The 17,320-nt window shown below is 67.3% G+C and carries 18 protein-coding genes; 14 read left to right on the top strand and 4 right to left on the bottom strand.

Annotation, left to right across the window (positions count from 1 at the left end; all coding sequences use genetic code 11):
- Positions 1–27: 27 nt before the first annotated feature.
- From AB6806_RS01175 to AB6806_RS01115, 13 genes are all read left to right on the top strand, one after another.
- A complete protein-coding gene (locus AB6806_RS01175) occupies positions 28–1,317 on the top strand; it encodes an ABC transporter substrate-binding protein (RefSeq protein ID WP_191123192.1) in 1,290 nt (429 codons plus the stop codon).
- The gene (locus AB6806_RS01170; protein WP_191123193.1) at positions 1,317–2,066 is read left to right on the top strand and encodes an SDR family NAD(P)-dependent oxidoreductase; all 750 of its coding nucleotides are present in this window, start codon (positions 1,317–1,319) and stop codon (positions 2,064–2,066) included. The genes AB6806_RS01175 and AB6806_RS01170 overlap by 1 nt, the downstream gene beginning before the upstream one ends.
- Positions 2,067–2,386: 320 nt before the next feature.
- A complete protein-coding gene (locus tag AB6806_RS01165; RefSeq protein WP_197062721.1) occupies positions 2,387–3,079 on the top strand; it encodes an MtnX-like HAD-IB family phosphatase in 693 nt (230 codons plus the stop codon).
- Positions 3,072–4,514 carry an aspartate aminotransferase family protein gene (locus AB6806_RS01160; protein ID WP_370953934.1) on the top strand — a complete coding sequence of 481 codons (1,443 nt, stop codon included), beginning with the start codon at positions 3,072–3,074 and terminating at the stop codon, positions 4,512–4,514. The genes AB6806_RS01165 and AB6806_RS01160 overlap by 8 nt, the downstream gene beginning before the upstream one ends.
- Positions 4,515–4,543: 29 nt before the next feature.
- A complete protein-coding gene (locus AB6806_RS01155; protein ID WP_370953933.1) occupies positions 4,544–5,455 on the top strand; it encodes an arginase family protein in 912 nt (303 codons plus the stop codon).
- The gene (locus AB6806_RS01150; protein WP_038361524.1) at positions 5,452–5,814 is read left to right on the top strand and encodes an EamA family transporter; all 363 of its coding nucleotides are present in this window, start codon (positions 5,452–5,454) and stop codon (positions 5,812–5,814) included. The genes AB6806_RS01155 and AB6806_RS01150 overlap by 4 nt, the downstream gene beginning before the upstream one ends.
- Positions 5,815–5,824: 10 nt before the next feature.
- Positions 5,825–6,679: an alpha/beta hydrolase gene (locus AB6806_RS01145; protein ID WP_197062719.1), complete on the top strand. Its 855-nt coding sequence runs from the start codon at positions 5,825–5,827 to the stop codon at positions 6,677–6,679.
- A complete protein-coding gene (locus tag AB6806_RS01140) occupies positions 6,676–7,836 on the top strand; it encodes a GNAT family N-acetyltransferase (RefSeq protein ID WP_370953932.1) in 1,161 nt (386 codons plus the stop codon). The genes AB6806_RS01145 and AB6806_RS01140 overlap by 4 nt, the downstream gene beginning before the upstream one ends.
- Positions 7,833–8,240: an EamA family transporter gene (locus AB6806_RS01135; RefSeq protein WP_051987741.1), complete on the top strand. Its 408-nt coding sequence runs from the start codon at positions 7,833–7,835 to the stop codon at positions 8,238–8,240. The genes AB6806_RS01140 and AB6806_RS01135 overlap by 4 nt, the downstream gene beginning before the upstream one ends.
- Positions 8,221–8,649: a DUF2147 domain-containing protein gene (locus AB6806_RS01130; RefSeq protein ID WP_112763456.1), complete on the top strand. Its 429-nt coding sequence runs from the start codon at positions 8,221–8,223 to the stop codon at positions 8,647–8,649. The genes AB6806_RS01135 and AB6806_RS01130 overlap by 20 nt, the downstream gene beginning before the upstream one ends.
- Before the next feature lie 158 nt (positions 8,650–8,807).
- A complete protein-coding gene (locus AB6806_RS01125) occupies positions 8,808–10,538 on the top strand; it encodes a sensor histidine kinase (RefSeq protein WP_370953931.1) in 1,731 nt (576 codons plus the stop codon).
- Entirely contained in the window at positions 10,535–11,914 is a 1,380-nt protein-coding gene (locus AB6806_RS01120; protein WP_038361518.1) for a sigma-54-dependent transcriptional regulator, read from the top strand. The genes AB6806_RS01125 and AB6806_RS01120 overlap by 4 nt, the downstream gene beginning before the upstream one ends.
- Positions 11,911–12,783: a MipA/OmpV family protein gene (locus AB6806_RS01115; protein WP_142020314.1), complete on the top strand. Its 873-nt coding sequence runs from the start codon at positions 11,911–11,913 to the stop codon at positions 12,781–12,783. The genes AB6806_RS01120 and AB6806_RS01115 overlap by 4 nt, the downstream gene beginning before the upstream one ends.
- Before the next feature lie 48 nt (positions 12,784–12,831).
- Here the strand turns inward: AB6806_RS01115 and dusA are convergent, their stop codons facing one another.
- On the bottom strand, positions 12,832–13,827 hold the full coding sequence (gene dusA / locus AB6806_RS01110; RefSeq protein WP_142020313.1) for a tRNA dihydrouridine(20/20a) synthase DusA: 996 nt from the start codon (positions 13,825–13,827) through the stop codon (positions 12,832–12,834).
- Between the two features lie 141 nt (positions 13,828–13,968).
- Here dusA and AB6806_RS01105 point away from each other — a divergent pair, with 141 nt between their 5' ends.
- A complete protein-coding gene (locus AB6806_RS01105) occupies positions 13,969–14,409 on the top strand; it encodes a PPC domain-containing DNA-binding protein (RefSeq protein WP_038361516.1) in 441 nt (146 codons plus the stop codon).
- 10 nt (positions 14,410–14,419) lie between these two features.
- Here the strand turns inward: AB6806_RS01105 and AB6806_RS01100 are convergent, their stop codons facing one another.
- The 3 genes from AB6806_RS01100 to AB6806_RS01090 are packed head-to-tail and all read right to left on the bottom strand — an operon-like array spanning position 14,420 to position 17,209.
- Positions 14,420–15,250 carry an ABC transporter permease gene (locus AB6806_RS01100; protein ID WP_038361514.1) on the bottom strand — a complete coding sequence of 277 codons (831 nt, stop codon included), beginning with the start codon at positions 15,248–15,250 and terminating at the stop codon, positions 14,420–14,422.
- A 4-nt stretch (positions 15,251–15,254) separates the two neighbouring features.
- Entirely contained in the window at positions 15,255–16,145 is an 891-nt protein-coding gene (locus tag AB6806_RS01095; RefSeq protein ID WP_038361512.1) for an ABC transporter permease, read from the bottom strand.
- A complete protein-coding gene (locus AB6806_RS01090; protein ID WP_185747807.1) occupies positions 16,142–17,209 on the bottom strand; it encodes an ABC transporter ATP-binding protein in 1,068 nt (355 codons plus the stop codon). The genes AB6806_RS01095 and AB6806_RS01090 overlap by 4 nt, the downstream gene beginning before the upstream one ends.
- Positions 17,210–17,320: the final 111 nt, after the last annotated feature.

Raw genomic sequence — 17,320 nt, 5'->3', positions numbered from 1 at the left:
TCGAAACAACATCCCGGAGGACCATCGATGACGCTCCGCATTTCACGCCGCCGGTTCGGCGCCCTCGCCGGTGCGACCGCTACGGCGGCGCTTCTTCCCAAAGGCGCCCTCGCCCAGACCAGGACGCTGACCGCGCTCGGCCACCGCGTCCACCAGACGGCGGCGACCACCGGCCCCGGCGGCGATGCCACCGAGGGCTTTCGCAAGGCGAATGGCGCCGAGGTCAATTGGGTGACCTTTGGCGATGTCAATGCCGTGCATGAGCGGCTGCTGCGCGAGGCTTCGCTGTCGGAGACCTCGATCGATGTCGCCTATCTCGTCAATGGCCGCGCGGTTCCGCGCAATCTCCAGCTCTTCGAGCCGCTTGACGCGCTGATGAAGCAGGCGCCGATCGAAGCCTTCGACGATGTCGCGCCCGGCCTGATCGCGCCGCTCAAGGTCGGCGATGCCTTGCACGGCATCCCGGTGCGTCATGCAACCAATGCCCTGATCTACAACGAGGCGCTGCTGGAAGAGCGTGGCGTCACCAAATTGCCGACGAGCTTCGAGGAGCTGACGGAGCTCGCCCGCAAGCTCACCTTCAAGCGCGAGGACGGCACGCAGGTCTACGGCCTCGCCTTCACGGCCGTCTTCGCCTCGAACTTCCTGACGCTCGCCCGCTGCCTCGGCGGCGACTACATGACGACCGACGGCAAGATCGTCGCGGCCGAGCCGCCGATGGTGAAGACGCTCACGCTCCTCGCCGATTTCTACAAGGCCGGCGTGCTGCCGCGGAACTTCGCGACAGTGAACAACGAGGAGATCACCACCTGGATGCAGCAGGGCCGGGCCGCGATGACGATCAACCCCTTCGCCCGGCTCGTCACCTATAACGACCCGTCCAAGGGCAAATATGGCGGGCGCTTCAAGTCGTTGCTGCCGCCGATGGCGGCCGATCTCGCCGGCAAGGTCGCCTTCGCGCCGACGGTCGAGTTCTGGTCGCTGATGATCCCGAAGAACGCCAAGCAGAAGCCATTGAGCTGGGAGTTCATCCGTGCGCTCTCCTCCAAGGCCGGTACGACGGCGATGGCGCTCAACGGCAACGGCCCCGTCCGCATCTCGGCCTATGCCGACGAGAAACTGAAGGCGGCGATGCCCTATGCCGCCGACGAGGCCGCCGCGCTCAAGGCTTCGCGCATCCATCTGCCGGCCTTCGACGAGCAGGCGCGCGCGCACGACATCTTCGTCGAGGAGACGCAGGCTGCCGTGCTCGGCCGCAAGCCCGCACAGCAGGCGATGGACGACGCGACCGCGCGCGTGAAGCCGCTGCTCGGCTGATGGCGGGGCCGCTTTCGGGGCGCGTCGCGCTGGTCACCGGCGCGGCGCGGGGGATCGGGCTGGCCATCGCGACCGCTCTCGCGGGCGCGGGCGCCTTCCTCGTCATCCATGACCGCGACGAGGAGGCCGAGGCGGTCGCGCGCCGGCTCGGTGGCGAGGACGGTCGGGCAACGCCACTGATCGCGGATCTGGCACGGCCCGGCGCCGTCGACGGCATGGCCGCCGCGCTCGCGCGGCTAGCGCTGGCACCCGACATCCTCGTCCTCTGCGCCTCGGCCGAGATTCGCCAGACGCTCGACACCTTGAGCGACGAGGCGCTCGCCGTGCAGAGCGAGGTCAATCTGCATGCGACGGCGCGGCTCCTGAAAGCCTTCCTGCCCGGTATGCAGGCCCGCGGCTTCGGCCGCGTCATCGCGATCGGCTCCGTGCAGGAGGCGCGTGCCAATGCCGACTGCCTCTACTACGCCGCCACCAAGGCCGCGCAGACCAGCATGATCCTCACCCTGGCCCGCACCACGCAGGCACAGGACATCACCTTCAACCTCATCCAGCCCGGCGCCGTACGCACCGACCGCAACCGCGCGATCCTCGCGCAGCCGGGCCGGGAAGAGCTGGCTCTCGCGCGTATCCCGCTGGGCCGGATCGGCAGCCCCGAGGACTGCGCGGGCATCGCGCTGCTGCTCTGCTCACCGGAGGGCGCCTATATCAACGGCGCCGAGATCCCGGTGGATGGCGGCATGCGACTCTGACGGTTGACGTCGCGCCTGCCGCAGGCGGAGAATTCGCGGGTGGCCGGCGATCGCCTTGCCTGAGTGCGAAGGATCGGGGAACCCGCCGCGAGAAAAGCCCTGCTTCCCTAAGCATTGCCGTTCGGAACCGCCTGCCCGGCAGCAGGGAGCAGGCCTCGCCATGGCTACGGGATTTGCTGCAACGGCCCTACAAAATTTGATGGCGCTTCCAAACTTTGCAGGTACCCCACGCTGTCCCAAACTTAAAAACTTATATATGACAATGATGTAAGGTTTGGCACACCGCTTGCGCTATGCGCACGGTTCCGGAGCGCATACGCATGCAGTGGCAGGCCATCATTGATTTCGACGGCACGATCTCGCGCCGTGATACGACCGACAGTGTCCTTCAGCGCTTCGCCGCGCCGGGCTGGGAAGAGATCGAGGCAGAGTGGACCGCGGGCCATATCGGCTCGCGGGAGTGCATGGCACGGCAGGTCGCCCTGCTGCGCGTCTCGCCCGACGTGTTCGACACCTTCGTCGAAAGCCTCGAGATCGACTGGGCCTTCGCCGCTTTCGTCCATCTCTGCCAGCATCACGGCATCCCCGTCACCGTCGTTTCCGACGGGCTGGACCGGACGATCCGCCGGATCATGCGCAAGGCCGGTCTCGGCGACCTGACGATCATCGCCAACCATCTGGAATCGATCGGCGGCGATCGCTGGCGGCTGGATTCGCCGCATGCCGACCCGTCCGGCGGCTGCGCGAGCGGCACCTGCAAATGCCGGGTCGCGAGCAATCTCAGCCGGCCACTGACCCTGCTCGTCGGGGATGGGCGCTCGGATTTCTGCGTGGCGGCCCAGGCCGACATGGTCTTCGCCAAGAACAGCCTGGTTTCGCATTGCCGCGAGAACGGCATCGCCCACAGGCCCTTTACCGTCTTCTCCGAGGCCATCAGCCTGCTGGAGGGCGTCCTCGCCGGCACCGTCGTGCCCGAGGAACATACAGAACTCAAGGACAAGATCGATGGATGACGGATTCCCCCGGCTCGCCACCGCCGATGCGGTGCAAGCGGCATCGCGCGCCAGCCTCGCGGCGGAAGAAGCGCGCCTGCTCGCGCTCGAGGCGGAGTATTGCTCGCATGGCGACACCGTCCACTACACGCAGTTCCCCAAGATCTTCTCGGGCTGCGAGGGTTCCTTCATGCTCGATGCGGCGGGCAACCGCTTCCTCGACCTGCAGATGTGGTATTCGGCGGTCAATTTCGGCTACGCCAATCCGCGCCTCAACAACGCGCTGAAGCGCCAGATCGACACGCTGCCGCAGGTCGCGAGCCAGTATCTCCACCGCGAGAAGATCGAGCTCGCAGCGATGATCGCCAAGGACGCGGAAGCCAAGTTCGGCGCCAAGGGCCGGGTTCACTTCAATGTCGGCGGCGCGCAGGCGGTCGAGGATTCGCTCAAGCTCGTGCGCAACGCCTCCAACGGCAAGAGCCTGATGTTCGCCTTCGAGGGCGGCTATCACGGCCGCACGCTCGGCGCCTCCGCCATCACCTCGTCCTACCGCTATCGCCGCCGCTTCGGCCATTTCGGCGAGCGCGCCCACTTCATCCCCTTCCCCTATCATTTCCGGGGCCCGAAGGGCATGAGCAAGGAGGAGTATGGCGAGCACTGCGTGCAGCAGTTCGCGCGACTCTTCGAGAGCGAGTACAATGGCGTATGGGACCCCAAGGTCGGCCAGGCCGAATACGCCGCCTTCTATGTCGAGCCGCTGCAGGGCACGGGCGGTTACGTCATCCCGCCGCCGAACTTCTTCACCGGTCTGAAGAAGGTGCTCGACGACCACGGCATCCTGATGGTCGTCGACGAGATCCAGATGGGCTTCTACCGGACCGGCAAGCTCTGGTCGATCGAGCATTTCGGCGTCACGCCGGACGTGATCGTCTTCGGCAAGGCCGTGACCAACGGGCTGAACCCGCTTTCGGGCGTCTGGGCCAAGGAAGCGCTGATCAACCCGACCATCTTCCCGCCCGGCTCGACCCACTCCACCTTCAACGCCAACCCGCTCGGCACCGCCGTCGCGCTCGAGGCGATGAAGATGATGGAGGAGGAAGACTACGAGACCATGGTCATGGCCAAGGGCGCGTATTTCCTCGACAGCCTCAAGGACCTTCAGAAGCGCCACAAGATCGTCGGCGAGGTCGACGGCCTCGGCATGGCGCTGCGCATCGAGATCTGCGAGCCGCACGACAGCTACACGCCCTCCAAGCGCCTGGTCGATCTGATGTGCGACGAGGGCATGAAGGCCGATCTCGAGATCGCGGGGAAGCGCTACGGCCTCGTGCTCGATATCGGCGGCTACTACAAGAACGTGATCACCCTCGCGCCCGCACTAACCATGAGCTACGCCGAGATCGATCTGGCGATTGCGCTGCTCGATCAGCTCTTCACCCGCGTCGCAACGGCCTGAACGCCGCAGAGGCCACATTGCGATTGCGCGTGATCGATCTCGACGCAGGCGTGGCGGCTCAGGAGCCGCTGCGCCGGCGCATCGATGCGGGGGCCGCAACCCGCATCGATGCTGCCGACCTTGCCTGCCGCCTGCGGATCGTGGCGAGCCGGGAAGCGCTGCAAAGCCTCGCTTCCCGGCTCGCCCCCGATGCCGGCAGCGGGCGGGAGATCACGGTGACCTTTTATGGGTCCGGGGACTTTCACCACTTGACCGCCAGCCTCGTCTCTGGCGTCGAGGAGGACGTGACCATCGTCCATTTCGATAACCATCCCGACTGGGTGCGTTTCCCCGCCACGGTCAATTGCGGCGCCTGGGTCAACCGGGCGCTGGAGCTGCCGCATGTGCGCAAGGTCGTGACGATCGGCCCCTGCAGCGACGACCTCGTCCGGCCCGAGCTGCAATTCGCCAATCTCGCTGCCGTCCGCGATGGGCGGATCGCGCTCTATCCCTGGCGCCACCAGCCCTCGCGCGTCTGGGGACGTTACGGGCGGACGGCGTGCTACCGGCAGGAAGGCGGCCATCTCCACTGGCGCAATCTCGCCGAGGAGAATTGGTCGGACTTCCTCGACGAGCTCGTCGAGGCGATCCCGACCCGCGCCATCTGGCTGACCATCGACAAGGATGTGCTCGGCCCCGAAGACGCCTTCACCAACTGGGACCAGGGTGAGATGCCGCTGACGCATCTGCTGCGCGCGGTCCAGCGCCTGGCCTCCGCGCGCGCGATCCGCGGCATCGATGTCTGCGGCGACTGGTCCAAGCCGCGCTTCACCGATCCGTTCCGCGCGGCGCTCGCCTATTTCGATCACCCCAAAGGCCTGAAGCCGGAGCCCGGAACGCTCGACCGCAATGCGCGCGTCAATGCGGCCCTGATCGACTGCTTCGAGACGGTGCTGTCATGACGCCCTGGATCATCTTCTGGTTCGTGCTCTCGGTGGCCTGCGACGTCGCGGGCCAGCTCTGCTTCAAGATCGGTGCCGACAGGCTGCCGCAAGGCGCCGATTTCCGGACCACCGCCGTGGCGGCGCTTCGCTGCGGCTGGGTCACCGCCGGCCTTGCCACCTATGTCGCCGAGTTCTTCATCTGGCTGCGCATCCTGGCGGAGGTGCCGCTTTCGATCGCCTTCCCGATCGCCAGCGCCAACTTCCTCGCCATCGCGCTCGCCAGCGCCGTGCTTCTCGGCGAGCGTGTCGGCCGCCGGCAATGGCTCGGCGCCTTCCTCATCACCTGCGGCGTCATCGTCGTCGCCCAAACCGCCTGAGACCGCGCCCGTGACCATTCAGGACCATAGCCTGCGCTACGCCGGCAACCGAACCGGGTTCCTGCTCATCCACGGGCTCGGCGGAACCCCCGTCGAGCTCAGGCTGGTGGCGCGGGCGATCCACCGCTCGGGCTACACCGTGAATTGCCCGCAGCTCGCCGGCCATTGCGGCACGGAGGCCGACCTGCTCGCCACGAGCTGGCGCGACTGGGTGGCGAGCGTGCTCGCCGAACTCGACCGCATGAAAGAATCCTGCGACCGCATCATCGTCGGCGGGCTCTCGATGGGCGCGGTGATGGCGATGCATATCGCGGCCGAGCGCCCCGCGGACGTCGCCGGCCTCGCGCTCTACGCGCCGACACTCTGGTATGACGGCTGGTCGATCCCGCGCTATGCCTTCCTGCTCAAATGGCTGATCAACACGCCAATGGGTCGGCGCTACAGCTTCGCTGAACGCGAGCCCTACGGCATCAAGGATCCGCGAACCCGCCAGGTGATCATGGGCGCGATGAGCAGCGGCGACAGCACGCAGGCGGGGCTGCTGACGACCCCTTCCCGCGCCTTGCAGCAGATGTGGCAGCTCATCGCGCTGACGCGCCGCCAGATGCCCTCGATCCGCTGTCCCGCCCTGCTCGTCCATCCCCGCGAGGACGACATCGCGAGCCTCTCCAACGCCTTCCATATCCAGCGCCGCCTCGGCGGCCTCGTCGATGCGGTCGTCCTCGACGACAGCTACCATCTCGTCACGATCGACCAGCAGCGCGACATCGTCGTGGAGCGCTCGGTCGCACTCGCGGCCCGGCTCGAAGCCGCCCATGAGGCCGAAAACAAGACGGTGCTCCTGCGCGCCGTCGCGGCCCCATGACCGGCCTGACCGGCCAGATCGCAGGCAGCATCACGGAGGTCGAGAGCGCGGCCTGGGACGCCTGCCTGCCGCATGAGGCCGAGTGCCATGCCTATTATGCCGCCTGCGAGACGGCCGCGGCGGTCTCGGCCGTCGGCATCCGCAGCCTTGCCGTCACCGTCTCGGATGCGCAGGGTGTCGTCGCGGTCGCGCCGTTCTTCCGCCTCGACTACCGGCTGGACACGCCGCTCCAGGGGCCGCTGCGTGCGCTCGGCGAGGCCGTTTTCCGCCGCCTGCCCGGGCTGATGACGCTGCGGGTGCTCTGCGTCGGCTCGCCCTATGCCGAACGCTGCCATGTCGGCTTCGCCCCTCGCCTCGACGATGCAGCCCGCCAGCAGGCCTGCCGCGTCATGGTCGAGACGCTCGCCGCCAGCGCCGCGACCGAGCGCGCGCATATCGTGGCCTGGAAGGATCTCGCCCCCGCTGAGGACGCCCTGCTCGGCCCGCTTCTCGGCGTGCAGGGCTTCGCGGAGCTCGGCAGCCTGCCGATCGCGGTGCTCGACCTGCCCTTCGCCGACGAGGCCGGCTACCTCGCCTCGCTCTCGGGGTCGACGCGCAAGGACATCCGCCGCAAGCTCGCCAAGGCGGATCAGGTCCGCATCGAGTTCCGCGGCGACATCGCCGGCCTCGAAGCCGAGATCGACGCGCTCTACGAGTCGACCCGGCAACAGAGCGGCCTCGACTATGGCGGCCTCGAAGTGCTGCCGCCCGGCTATTTCAGCGGCCTGTCGCAGGCGCTCGGCGCGCGGGTCGTCTTCGCGCTCTACTGGATCGGCGCGGAACTCGCCGCCTTCAACTTACTGCTGGTCGAGGCCGACCGCGTGATCGACAAGTTCCTGGGCATGCGCTACCCGCTCGGCCGCGAGCACAATCTCTACGCCGTGAGCTGGATGGCGAATGTGCGCTTCTGCCTGGAGCGGCGCATCAAGCTGCTGCAGAGCGGGCAGACGGCCTATGCCGCGAAGCTGCGCTTCGGCAGCCGGCTGGTGCCTTCCACCATCCGCTTCCGGCATCGCGCCGCGCCGCTGCAATGGGCCATGCGCAAGCTCAGCCCGCATCTTTCCTTCGCGCGCTTCGACCCCGATCTCGCGGCCATGGCCAGAAGGAGCGCCGCATGAGCGCCGTCGCCCCGACCCTACAGCCGTCCCGCTGGCGCCAGATCGCGATCTGGACGGCCTTCATCGTGCTCGATACCGGCACGCAGCTCGCCTTCAAATGGGGCGCGGACGGACTCGGCGACATGGATTTCGGCCTCGCCATGATCGCGAAGGCGATCTCCCTGCCGGGTGTCTGGCTCGCCTGCATAGGCTATATCGGCACCTTCGTCGTCTGGATGGCGATCCTGCGCGACATGCCGCTGAGCCGGGCCTTCCCGATGACCGGCCTCGCTTATGTCACGGTTCCGCTGTTCGCTTGGCTCGCGTTCGGCGAGCGCATCGACCTCACCCGCAGCATCGGCATCGCGCTGATCCTGGCCGGCGTGGTCGCCCTCGGAGAGAAGAATGACGATGCCGATTCCTAAGCTGTCACATGCTCTGCTGATTGCCGCGGCACTGATGTCGCTGCCAGCCCGGGCCGACAGCACCGGCGAGGTCATCGGACGTTGGCGCGACTCGGATGGCGTGTCGGAGATCGCGATCAGCCGCTGCGGCCCGGCCCTATGCGGCAAGATCGTCTGGCTGAAGCAGCCTCACGTCGACCGCTTTAATCCCGATCCGAAGCTGCGCGAGCGCCCACTGCTCGGGCTGCAGGTCCTCAGCGACTTCAAGCCGGACGCGTCCGGCGTCCTGACCGGGACCGGCTACAATCCGGAAGACGGCAAGAGCTATCGCACGACCCTTTCGCCGAAAGGGCCGGATACCTTGGAGATCCGCGGCTGCGTGCTCGGCGGCCTCGTCTGCGACGACGATCTCTGGACGCGGCAGCGATGAAGCGGCGGTTCCGCCACACGCAGCGGGACCGTCTGCCGTCGGGGTCGCCGGGCGTCCGACAGGGCGCTGAAACGGCGACCTGTCTGTTTGTTTTCGCGTTCGATTTTTCCGGGAAGCGGATTCAATCCTTCGGTCCGGCGCGGTAGGGAGGCGAAGCCGTGCGCTTCCGCATGACGACCTTGCGACTGCGGCTCGTGATCGGGTTCATGCTGGTCAGCGTGCCGGCGATGCTGGCGTCCGCCTATGTCGCCGCCTGGCTCCTTTCCAGCGCCTTCGAGGACAATGTCGAGCAGTGGCTGGGGGAGACGTCGCGCTTCTTCAGGCTCGAGGTCGAGGAAGCCTCGCAGGAGGCGCAGCGCGTCGCGGCGGTGATCGGCCAGCGCATCGAGAGCAATGCCGACATCGATGTCCGCTCGTCATCGACCTTCGACGCGGAATCGGCCCTGCTGAACTCGGTCGGCTACGATGTGATCGCCGTCTATGACGATCAGCGGACGATTCGCTACACCTCGCAGCCCTTTCAGCCCATCACGCTCCTTCCGACGGACGAGAAGCAGGGCATTTTCAAGATGACGGCGAATGGCCAGCGCCGGATCATGGCAGGCGCGGTCCAGACGATCTCCGTGAAAGGGCAGACGCTGCACGTGCTGGTCGGCTCCTGGCTCGACGAAGCCTATCTCGGCAGCATCAAGGTGGTGACGTCCCTGAACGTCCGGCTCTTCGCCGATTTCGGGCCCCGGCTCGAACCCGTGCTGGAAACCCATCCCGACAGCGTCAGCCCGGTCCCCCAGGAGATCAGGCGCCAGCTCGCAACCGGGCAGGAGGCGGTGTTCGATCCCTCGGCCGATGGGGGCACCTACCGGGCCGTCTATATCGGCTTCCAGGGGATCGACGGCGAATTGGCGGCGGTGGCGTTCGTCGGCCTGCGCAGCGAGGCGGGGCTGTTCGAGCAGCTCGGACGCGAAAGCCTCTTTCTCGGCATCTTCCTGTTCGGGAGCCTCCTTTCCGTCGCCGTCGGCATCGTGATGTCGGACATCCTGGTGCGTCCGCTGCGCGCGCTCACCCGCGGCGTGCGGGCCATCGCCGCGGGCGATTATCGCCAGCGCGTATCGGAGACAGGAGGGCGCGAACTCGTCCAGCTCGCGGCCGGCTTCAACAGCATGGCCGAACAGCTCGGCGCGCTGCGCGACCTCGAAACTGAGCTCCGGCGCCGGGACCGGCTGTCGGTGCTGGGTCAGGCGGCCATGGTCATCGCGCATGAGGTCCGCAACCCGCTCGGCATCATCAAGACCTCGACCGAGGTCGTCCGCAACCGCGCGAAGCTCGCCGGCTCCGAGGACAAGATGCTCGGCTACGTCATCGACGAGGTCCGCCGGATCGAAACGCTGGTGCGCGACTTTCTCGAATTCGCGCATCCCAAGCCGCCGATGACGAGCGAATTGCGGATGCGGTCGATCATCGATCGCGTCGCCGCGATTGCCGGGCCGGAGCTGGCGCGGCACAAGATTTCCGTCGCGGTCACCGACGAGAGCGGCGATGCCACGGTCCGCGGCGACCCCGACCAGTTGCATCAGGCCTGTCTCAACCTCGTGCTCAACGCCATCGACGCCATGCCGAACGGAGGCACGATCCATGCGGACGTCACCGCTGAGGGCGACACCGTCTCGCTGACGATCCGCGACGAGGGCGCGGGCGTGCCGGCGGAGATGCGCGACGAGATCTTCAACCCATTCTTCACGACAAAGACGAAAGGTACCGGGCTTGGCCTTGCCAAGGTCCAGACAGTCGCCGAAGCCCATGGCGGCCAGGCCACCTGCGCGAGCGAGCCAGGCCGGGGCGCCGCCTTCAGCATCACCTTGCCGCGCTGGCGATCAAAGGAAGCGCCATGAGCCACGCTGTTCTGATTGTCGACGACGAGGCGCGGCTCGCCGACGTGCTCGCGGCAGCCCTCGAAGACCTCGGCTATCGCACGACCGCGGTGGACAACGCCCGCGCCGCGCTGCAGGAGCTGGAACAGGCCCGCTTCGATCTGGTCCTGACCGATCTGCGGCTCCCCGTGATGGACGGGCGCGAGCTGCTGCAGGAGGTTCGCAAGCACTGGCCCGAGATCCCCGTCGTGATCATCACCGCCTTCGCGACCGTGCGCGACGCCGTCGATCTCGTGAAGGAAGGCGCCTTCGACTACATCGCCAAGCCCTTCGAGATGGACGAGGTCGCCGCCACCGTCCGGCGGGCGCTGCGGCTGTCCGACGTCGTGCGCGACAACGATCGTTTGCGCAGCGAGCTGGAGGGACGCTACAGCTTCGAGACGCTGATCGGCTCGAGCGCACCCTTCCGGCGGGTGATCGAGCAGGTCACCGAGGTCTGCGAGACGCGGGCGACCGTGATGCTGAGTGGCGAGAGCGGCACCGGCAAGGAGGTCGTCGCCCGCGCGATCCATTTCAACAGTCCCCGGCGCAACAAGCCCTTCGTCGCCGTGAACTGCGCGGCGATCCCCGAGACGCTGCTGGAAAGCGAGCTTTTCGGCCATGTGAAAGGCGCCTTCACGGGCGCGCTGTCCAACCGCATCGGCCGCTTCGCCGCGGCAGATGGCGGCACCCTCTTCCTCGACGAGATCGGCGACATGCCGGTGGCCGTGCAGGCGAAGCTGCTGCGCGCCGTCCAGGAGCGCAGCTTCGAGCCCATTGGCGCCAACCGGAGCCAGACGGTCGATGTCCGCCTCATCGCCGCCACGCACAAGGACATGCGCCTGGCCGTCGCGGAAGGCCGCTTCCGCGAAGATCTGTTCTACCGGCTCAACGTTTTTCCCATCGCCCTGCCCGCCCTGCGCGATCGCCGGGAGGATATTCCGACGCTCGCCACGCATTTTCTCGGCCAGTTGAGCGAAGCCATGGGAAAGCGAGTCATCGGCTTCACGCCCGCCGCGATTTCGGCTATGTCCGACCATGAGTGGCCCGGCAACATTCGGGAACTGCATAACTGCGTGGAGCGTGCCATCATCGTCGCGAAGTCACCCACGATCGATGTTCACGACCTGCCGCGCGACCTCTTTGAATCGTCGCCACGCCGTGGCGATTCTGGCAGCATCCCCGGCGATCTTGATGCCGAGCTCGAACGCATCGAGCGTGACTTCATCCTCGCTGCTCTGCGCCGCACCGGCGGCGTGCAGGTCCAGGCCGCGCGGCTGCTCGGCGTTGCGGAACGCAGCCTGTGGCACCGCATCAAGAAACTCGGAATCAAACTCAGCCGGAGCGCCAGCGAATGACGCGGACAACCTGCGTATCCAAGGGCCGCGGCAAGCGAGTGCCTCTTGTCCAAAGCCGCGGAGCATGGCTCTCGCTGCTCGCGCTGTCCTGCGGCCTTTCCGCCGCCCGGGCCGCCGACACGACGCCGGCCCTGACCGACCCGACCCCCGCCAAGGGCTGGATCATCACGATCGGCGGCTCGCTGCAATACGAGCCCGATTTCGAGGGCTCGAAATGGCGCCGCTTCTCGCCCATGCCGTCGCTGAGCTGGCGCCGTGTCGGGGAGGCCGAAGGCTTCAGCGCGCCCGATGACGGACTCGACTTCGCCCTGTACGACACCGACCGGCTCAAGGTCGGCGTGGTCGGCGACTACAAGTCAGGCCGCTATTCCGGCGCGGACCGGAAACTTTTCGGCCTGCGCGACGTGCCCTGGACGATCGAGGCCGGCGTCTTTGCCGAATTCTGGCCCGTCCTGGATCGCTTCCGCTTGCGCGCCGAGGTGAAGCAGGGCTTTCACGGCCATCACGGCGTCGTCGCGGATCTCTCCGCCGACTGGGTCGAGCGCTTCGGCAGCTTCACCTTCTCGGCGGGCCCGCGTTTCAGCATGGGCAGTAAGAGCTACATGACGCGCAATTTCGGGATCACGCCCGGAGAAGCGGCGCTGAGCGGCATCTACAGGCCCTATCGCCCGGACTCCGGCGCGAAATCGGCGGGCTTGGCCACGGCCGTCACCTATGACTGGTCCGAAAACTGGGCGACGACGGTCTACGCGCGCTACGACCGGCTCCTGGACGAGGCGGCGGGCTCCCCTCTCGTGCGGGTCAATGGCAGCCGGGACCAGTTCACCTTCGGCACGACGCTGAGCTATTCGTTCCAGGTCGGCGGTTAACCGGATCCTGATCGAGCGGGCCTGCCGCCCAAGCGGGCGCCATATCGATCAGGCCGCAGCAGCCGTCTCGTGGCGCGAGACATGCGCGGTGGCGGCACGCAGATCGGCGAGCCCGGCGCCGGCTGCGACGCAATGCTCGGCGAGATGGCGGCGGAAGAGGCGTGCGCCCGGACGGCCGGGGAACAGCCCGACGAGATGGCGCGTAAAGGCATGCAGCCGCCCGCCTCGCTCCAGATGCGCGGCGAGATGGGGCTCCAGCGCTTCCAGCATCGCGAAGGCGTCGGCGACCGGCGATGCCTGCCCGAACAGCAGCGGATCGACCTGGAGCAGGATTTCCGGGTTCTGATAGGCCTCGCGGCCGACCATGACGCCGTCGAGCCTCTCCAGATGCGGCAACCACTCGGCCGGCGCCTTGATGCCGCCATTGATCGCCACCGGCAGATCGGGATTGGCGGCCTTGAGGCGGTAGGCGCGCTCATAATCGAGCGGCGGAATCTCGCGGTTCTCCTTGGGCGAGAGGCCCTGCAGCCAGGCTTTTCGGGCATGGACGATCAGCGCATCGACGCCCGCCGCGCGGACCGCTGCGGTCAGGGCATCGAGCGCGATTTCCGGATCCTGATCGTCGACGCCGATGCGGCATTTCACCGTGACGGGGATCGCGACCGCTGCCTTCATCGCCGCGACGCAATCGCCGACCAGCGCCGGCTCGCGCATCAGGCAGGCGCCGAAAGCGCCGCCCTGGACGCGATCGGACGGGCAGCCGCAATTCAGGTTGATCTCGCCATAGCCGAATTCGGCGCCGATCCGCGCCGCCTCGGCCAGAAGCTTCGGGTCGTTGCCGCCGAGCTGGAGCGCGACTGGGTGTTCCATCGCGTCGAAGCCGATCAGGCGCTCGCGGTTGCCGTGGATCACCGCCTGCGCCGTCACCATCTCGGTGTAGAGCAGCGCATGGCGCGACATCAGGCGATGGATCGTCCGGCAGTGGCGATCTGTCCAATCCATCATCGGTGCGATGGAGAAGCGAAAGGGCGAGAACTGCGTCATGTTTCCGTGAGATGGGTGGCGCGCGCGTCATCGCAAGCGGTCGGCGCTCATACCTCATTTGCCGCGACGGCGCGAGATGCCGGCCAGGCCGCTGCGGATCAAAAACCCGGCCGCCGCGTTGGCCCGTCAGGAGGTTCGCTCATGAATTTCAGGCAAGTCGGCGAGCAAGGCGGCACGCGCCGCTTCGTGGTGATCCTGGACGCAGGCGAGGAGGCATTCGAGACGCTGACCCGCTTCGCCGACCAGCAGGGCCTGAGCGGAGCATCGGTCAGCGCCATCGGCGCCTTCCAGAAGGCGGTCGTCGGCTGGTTCGACCTGCCGGCCAAGACCTACCGCGAGATTCCGGTCGATGAGCAGAGCGAGGTGCTGAGCCTTCTCGGCGACATCGCCCGCGACGAGAACGACGAACCGAGCCTCCATCTGCACGCCGTGCTGGGCCTGCGCGACGGCTCGACCCGGGGTGGTCACTTCCTGCGCGGGACCGTGAGGCCGACGCTGGAAGTGACGATCACCGAGGCACCTGCGGAGCTGTGCCGCCGCAAGCGCCCGGAACTCGGCATCGCGCTGATCGATCTCGGCTAGCGCGCCGCCCTCACCTCTTGGCGCGGGCGACGATCTGGGTCGGGTTGACGAAGCGCAGCGCGATGATGAGCCAGATCAGCGTCGTGACCATGTAGATCACCGCCATGGCGTCGATCGACTGCACCGCGCGAACGCCGGAGGCGAAGACCGCGTAGTAGAGCGCGACGACGAGCGTCTGGCTGGTTGGGCCGGCCGTGAGGAAGGTCAGCTCGAACATGGCGAGCGTGCGCACCAGCACCAGCAGCAGCGCCGCCAGGATGCCGGGCGTCAGCAGCGGCAGCAGCACATGCACGAAGAGCTTGAAGGTGTTGGCGCCGAAGACGCGCGCCGCCTGCTCGATCTTGGTGTCGATCTGCTCGATGAAGGGGATCATCACCAGGATGACGAAAGGCACGGTCGGCACAAGGTTAGCCAGCACCACGCCCGACATCTGGCCGGCGAAACCGGTCTGGTAGAGCACCGTCGCCAGCGGGATGCCGAAGGTGATCGGCGGCACCAGGAGCGGCAGCAGGAAGAGCAGCATGACGAGCTTCTTGCCCGGGAAGTCCCGCCGCGCCAGCGCATAGGCCGCCGGCACGCCGATCAGCCCCGAGATCACCACCACCAGGAAGACGATCTGGAAGGTGACGAACAGCACGTCATGGAGCTGGAATTCCGACCAGGCGGCCGCATACCAGCGCGTCGTCCAGTCGGCCGGCAGCCAGGTTCCCAGCCAGCGCGTGGCGAAGGAGGAGGTCACCACCGTCGCGATCATGCCGAACAGATTGATGATGAAGAAGCCGATCAGCGCCCAGTTCGCGGCCGCCCAGAGCTTCGTCGAGATACGGGTGTCCTTGATCATCGGCTCAGCCCTTTCCGCCGCCGGCCGGGCCGCGATAGAGCAGGCCGCGCGCCGCCAGCACCGCGACGACGATGGCGAGCTGAACCGCCGCCATGATCATCGCCACTGCCGAGGCCATGGAGTAATCGTATTCCTCGAAGGCCGCCTGATAGGCCGCGATCGAGATGACGCGGGTCGGGCCGGCCGGGGCGCCGAGCAGCACCGCCGAGGGGAAGACCGAGAAGGCCTGCACGAAGCTCAGGCAGAAGGTGATCGCCAGACCGGGCAGCAGCAGCGGGAAGAGGATGTGCTTGAAGCGCTCCCAGGGCCCTGCCCCCAGCGTCGCGCCGGCATTCTCCAGCGCCGGGTCGATGCCCGACAGGTAGGACAGCGTCAGCAGGAAGGTGAAGGGGAAGCCGGTGATGACCAGCGAGAGCATCACGCCCCAGTAGTTGTGCAGCAGCTTCACCGGCGTCGAGATGAGGCCGAGCGTCATCAAGGTCCGGTTGAACCAGCCTTGCGGGCCGAGATAGTTCAAAAGGCCCTCGGCGACGAGCACCGTCCCCAGCGTGATCGGGATCACCAGGATGGTGGTGAGCAGGCGCTGGTTCTGCATCAGCCGGACGCGGAAGGCGATCGGGATGGCGAGCCCCAGCGTCGCGACCGTCACCGGCAAAGCGAGCCAGAGCGTCGTCGCGATCGTGCCGTAGAGGAAGGAATCGGAGAAGAAGCGCTGGTAGTTCGACAGCGCTCCGCCCGCCTTCGGCTCGAAGGAGAGGATGAGCCCGTAAAGGAACGGGTAGATGAACAGCGCCAGCAGGAACAGGATCGCCGGCACGACGAGCAGCGTCAGCCCGTCGAGCCCGCGCGCCGCCAGCCGCTGCTTCAGCGGGATGGAGGTGGCTTCCGCGCTCACGCCGCCTCTCCATAGACGAGGACGCGGTCGGCGTCGGCGGCGAGCGTGACCGCCTCGCCGGGCGACAGCTTGTCATGGGCGAGGAAGGACAGGTCCGTTCCATCCGCCATGCGGGCGAAGCCGACGAATTCGCGGCCGCGGAACTCGGTCGAGACCACCTGCGCCTTGAGGCCGGGCTGACCGGCCGCGACAGGATGGAGATCCTCAGGGCGGATGGCGAGCCAGGCAGCGGCCCCGGCAGAAACCACGTTGCGGGTGCGGCCGGAGAGTTGCGCCTCGCTAACCGCGACCGTGGCGTGGCCCTCGGTCACCGTGGCGACCGTGCCCTTGACCTTGTTGCGGAAGCCCATGAACTCGGCGACGTCGAGATGGTCAGGGCGCGAGAACAGGTCCTCGGGCGTGCCGACCTGGCGGACCACGCCGTCGCGCAGCACGACGATGCGGTCGGCGAGCGAGAGCGCCTCCTCCTGGTCGTGGGTGACGTAGATCGTGGTCGCGCCGAGGGTGTTGTGGATGCGGCGGATCTCGGCGCGCATCTCGAGGCGCAGCTTGGCGTCGAGATTGGAGAGCGGCTCGTCCATCAGCACGAGCGGCGGCTCGACGACGATGGCGCGGGCGATAGCGACGCGCTGCTGCTGGCCGCCGGAGAGCTGGCCGGGCAGCTTCGCAGTCTGGCCCTGCAGGCGCACCAGCGCGACCGCCTCGGCGACGCGCTTGTCGATCTCGGCCTTGGCCACGCCGCGCATCTTGAGGCCGAAGCCGATGTTCTTCGCCACCGTCATATGCGGGAACAGCGCATAGTTCTGGAAGACCATGCCGAAGCCGCGCTCTTCCGGCCGCAACGGGTCGATGCGCTTGTCGTCGAGCCAGATGCCGCCACCGGTCGCCGGCAGCAGCCCGGCGATCAGGTTCAGCGTGGTCGACTTGCCGCAGCCCGAAGGCCCGAGCAGGGCGATGAACTCGCCCTTGCCGATGGTCAGCGAGACGTCCTTGAGCGCGTTATGCGTGCCGAAGTCACGGCTCAGGCGATCGAGCTTGAGCTCGCGGAAGGAGGCTGCGTTGATCGTCATGGCTTCCGGGTCTTGATAACGGTGTCGTTGCGGGGCCGCCCTCGCCGCGAGAGCAGGCCCCCATGTGGAAGCGGCAGGCCCGGCCCTCGGCCGCGCCTGCCGGCC

Origin of the sequence: Allobosea sp. RCC_152_1 (assembly GCF_041360765.1) — a bacterium.
In the GTDB taxonomy this organism is placed as follows: Bacteria; Pseudomonadota; Alphaproteobacteria; order Rhizobiales; family Beijerinckiaceae; genus Allobosea; species Allobosea spartocytisi.
Note: the sequence above shows the minus strand (reverse complement) of the source record. Positions and strands in the feature narration are given on the sequence as shown.

Bases quoted from the DNA above. Each gene is read 5' to 3' on its own strand.
- AB6806_RS01165 (WP_197062721.1), top strand. From the start codon at position 2,387: ATGCAGTGGCAGGCCATCATTGATTTCGACGGCACGATCTCGCGCCGT.
- AB6806_RS01160 (WP_370953934.1), top strand. From the start codon at position 3,072: ATGGATGACGGATTCCCCCGGCTCGCCACCGCCGATGCGGTGCAAGCG.
- dusA (WP_142020313.1), bottom strand. From the start codon at position 13,827: ATGACGCAGTTCTCGCCCTTTCGCTTCTCCATCGCACCGATGATGGAT.
- AB6806_RS01150 (WP_038361524.1), top strand. From the start codon at position 5,452: ATGACGCCCTGGATCATCTTCTGGTTCGTGCTCTCGGTGGCCTGCGAC.
- AB6806_RS01105 (WP_038361516.1), top strand. From the start codon at position 13,969: ATGAATTTCAGGCAAGTCGGCGAGCAAGGCGGCACGCGCCGCTTCGTG.
- AB6806_RS01130 (WP_112763456.1), top strand. From the start codon at position 8,221: ATGACGATGCCGATTCCTAAGCTGTCACATGCTCTGCTGATTGCCGCG.
- AB6806_RS01170 (WP_191123193.1), top strand. From the start codon at position 1,317: ATGGCGGGGCCGCTTTCGGGGCGCGTCGCGCTGGTCACCGGCGCGGCG.
- AB6806_RS01115 (WP_142020314.1), top strand. From the start codon at position 11,911: ATGACGCGGACAACCTGCGTATCCAAGGGCCGCGGCAAGCGAGTGCCT.
- AB6806_RS01120 (WP_038361518.1), top strand. From the start codon at position 10,535: ATGAGCCACGCTGTTCTGATTGTCGACGACGAGGCGCGGCTCGCCGAC.
- AB6806_RS01140 (WP_370953932.1), top strand. From the start codon at position 6,676: ATGACCGGCCTGACCGGCCAGATCGCAGGCAGCATCACGGAGGTCGAG.
- AB6806_RS01100 (WP_038361514.1), bottom strand. From the start codon at position 15,250: ATGATCAAGGACACCCGTATCTCGACGAAGCTCTGGGCGGCCGCGAAC.
- AB6806_RS01135 (WP_051987741.1), top strand. From the start codon at position 7,833: ATGAGCGCCGTCGCCCCGACCCTACAGCCGTCCCGCTGGCGCCAGATC.
- AB6806_RS01175 (WP_191123192.1), top strand. From the start codon at position 28: ATGACGCTCCGCATTTCACGCCGCCGGTTCGGCGCCCTCGCCGGTGCG.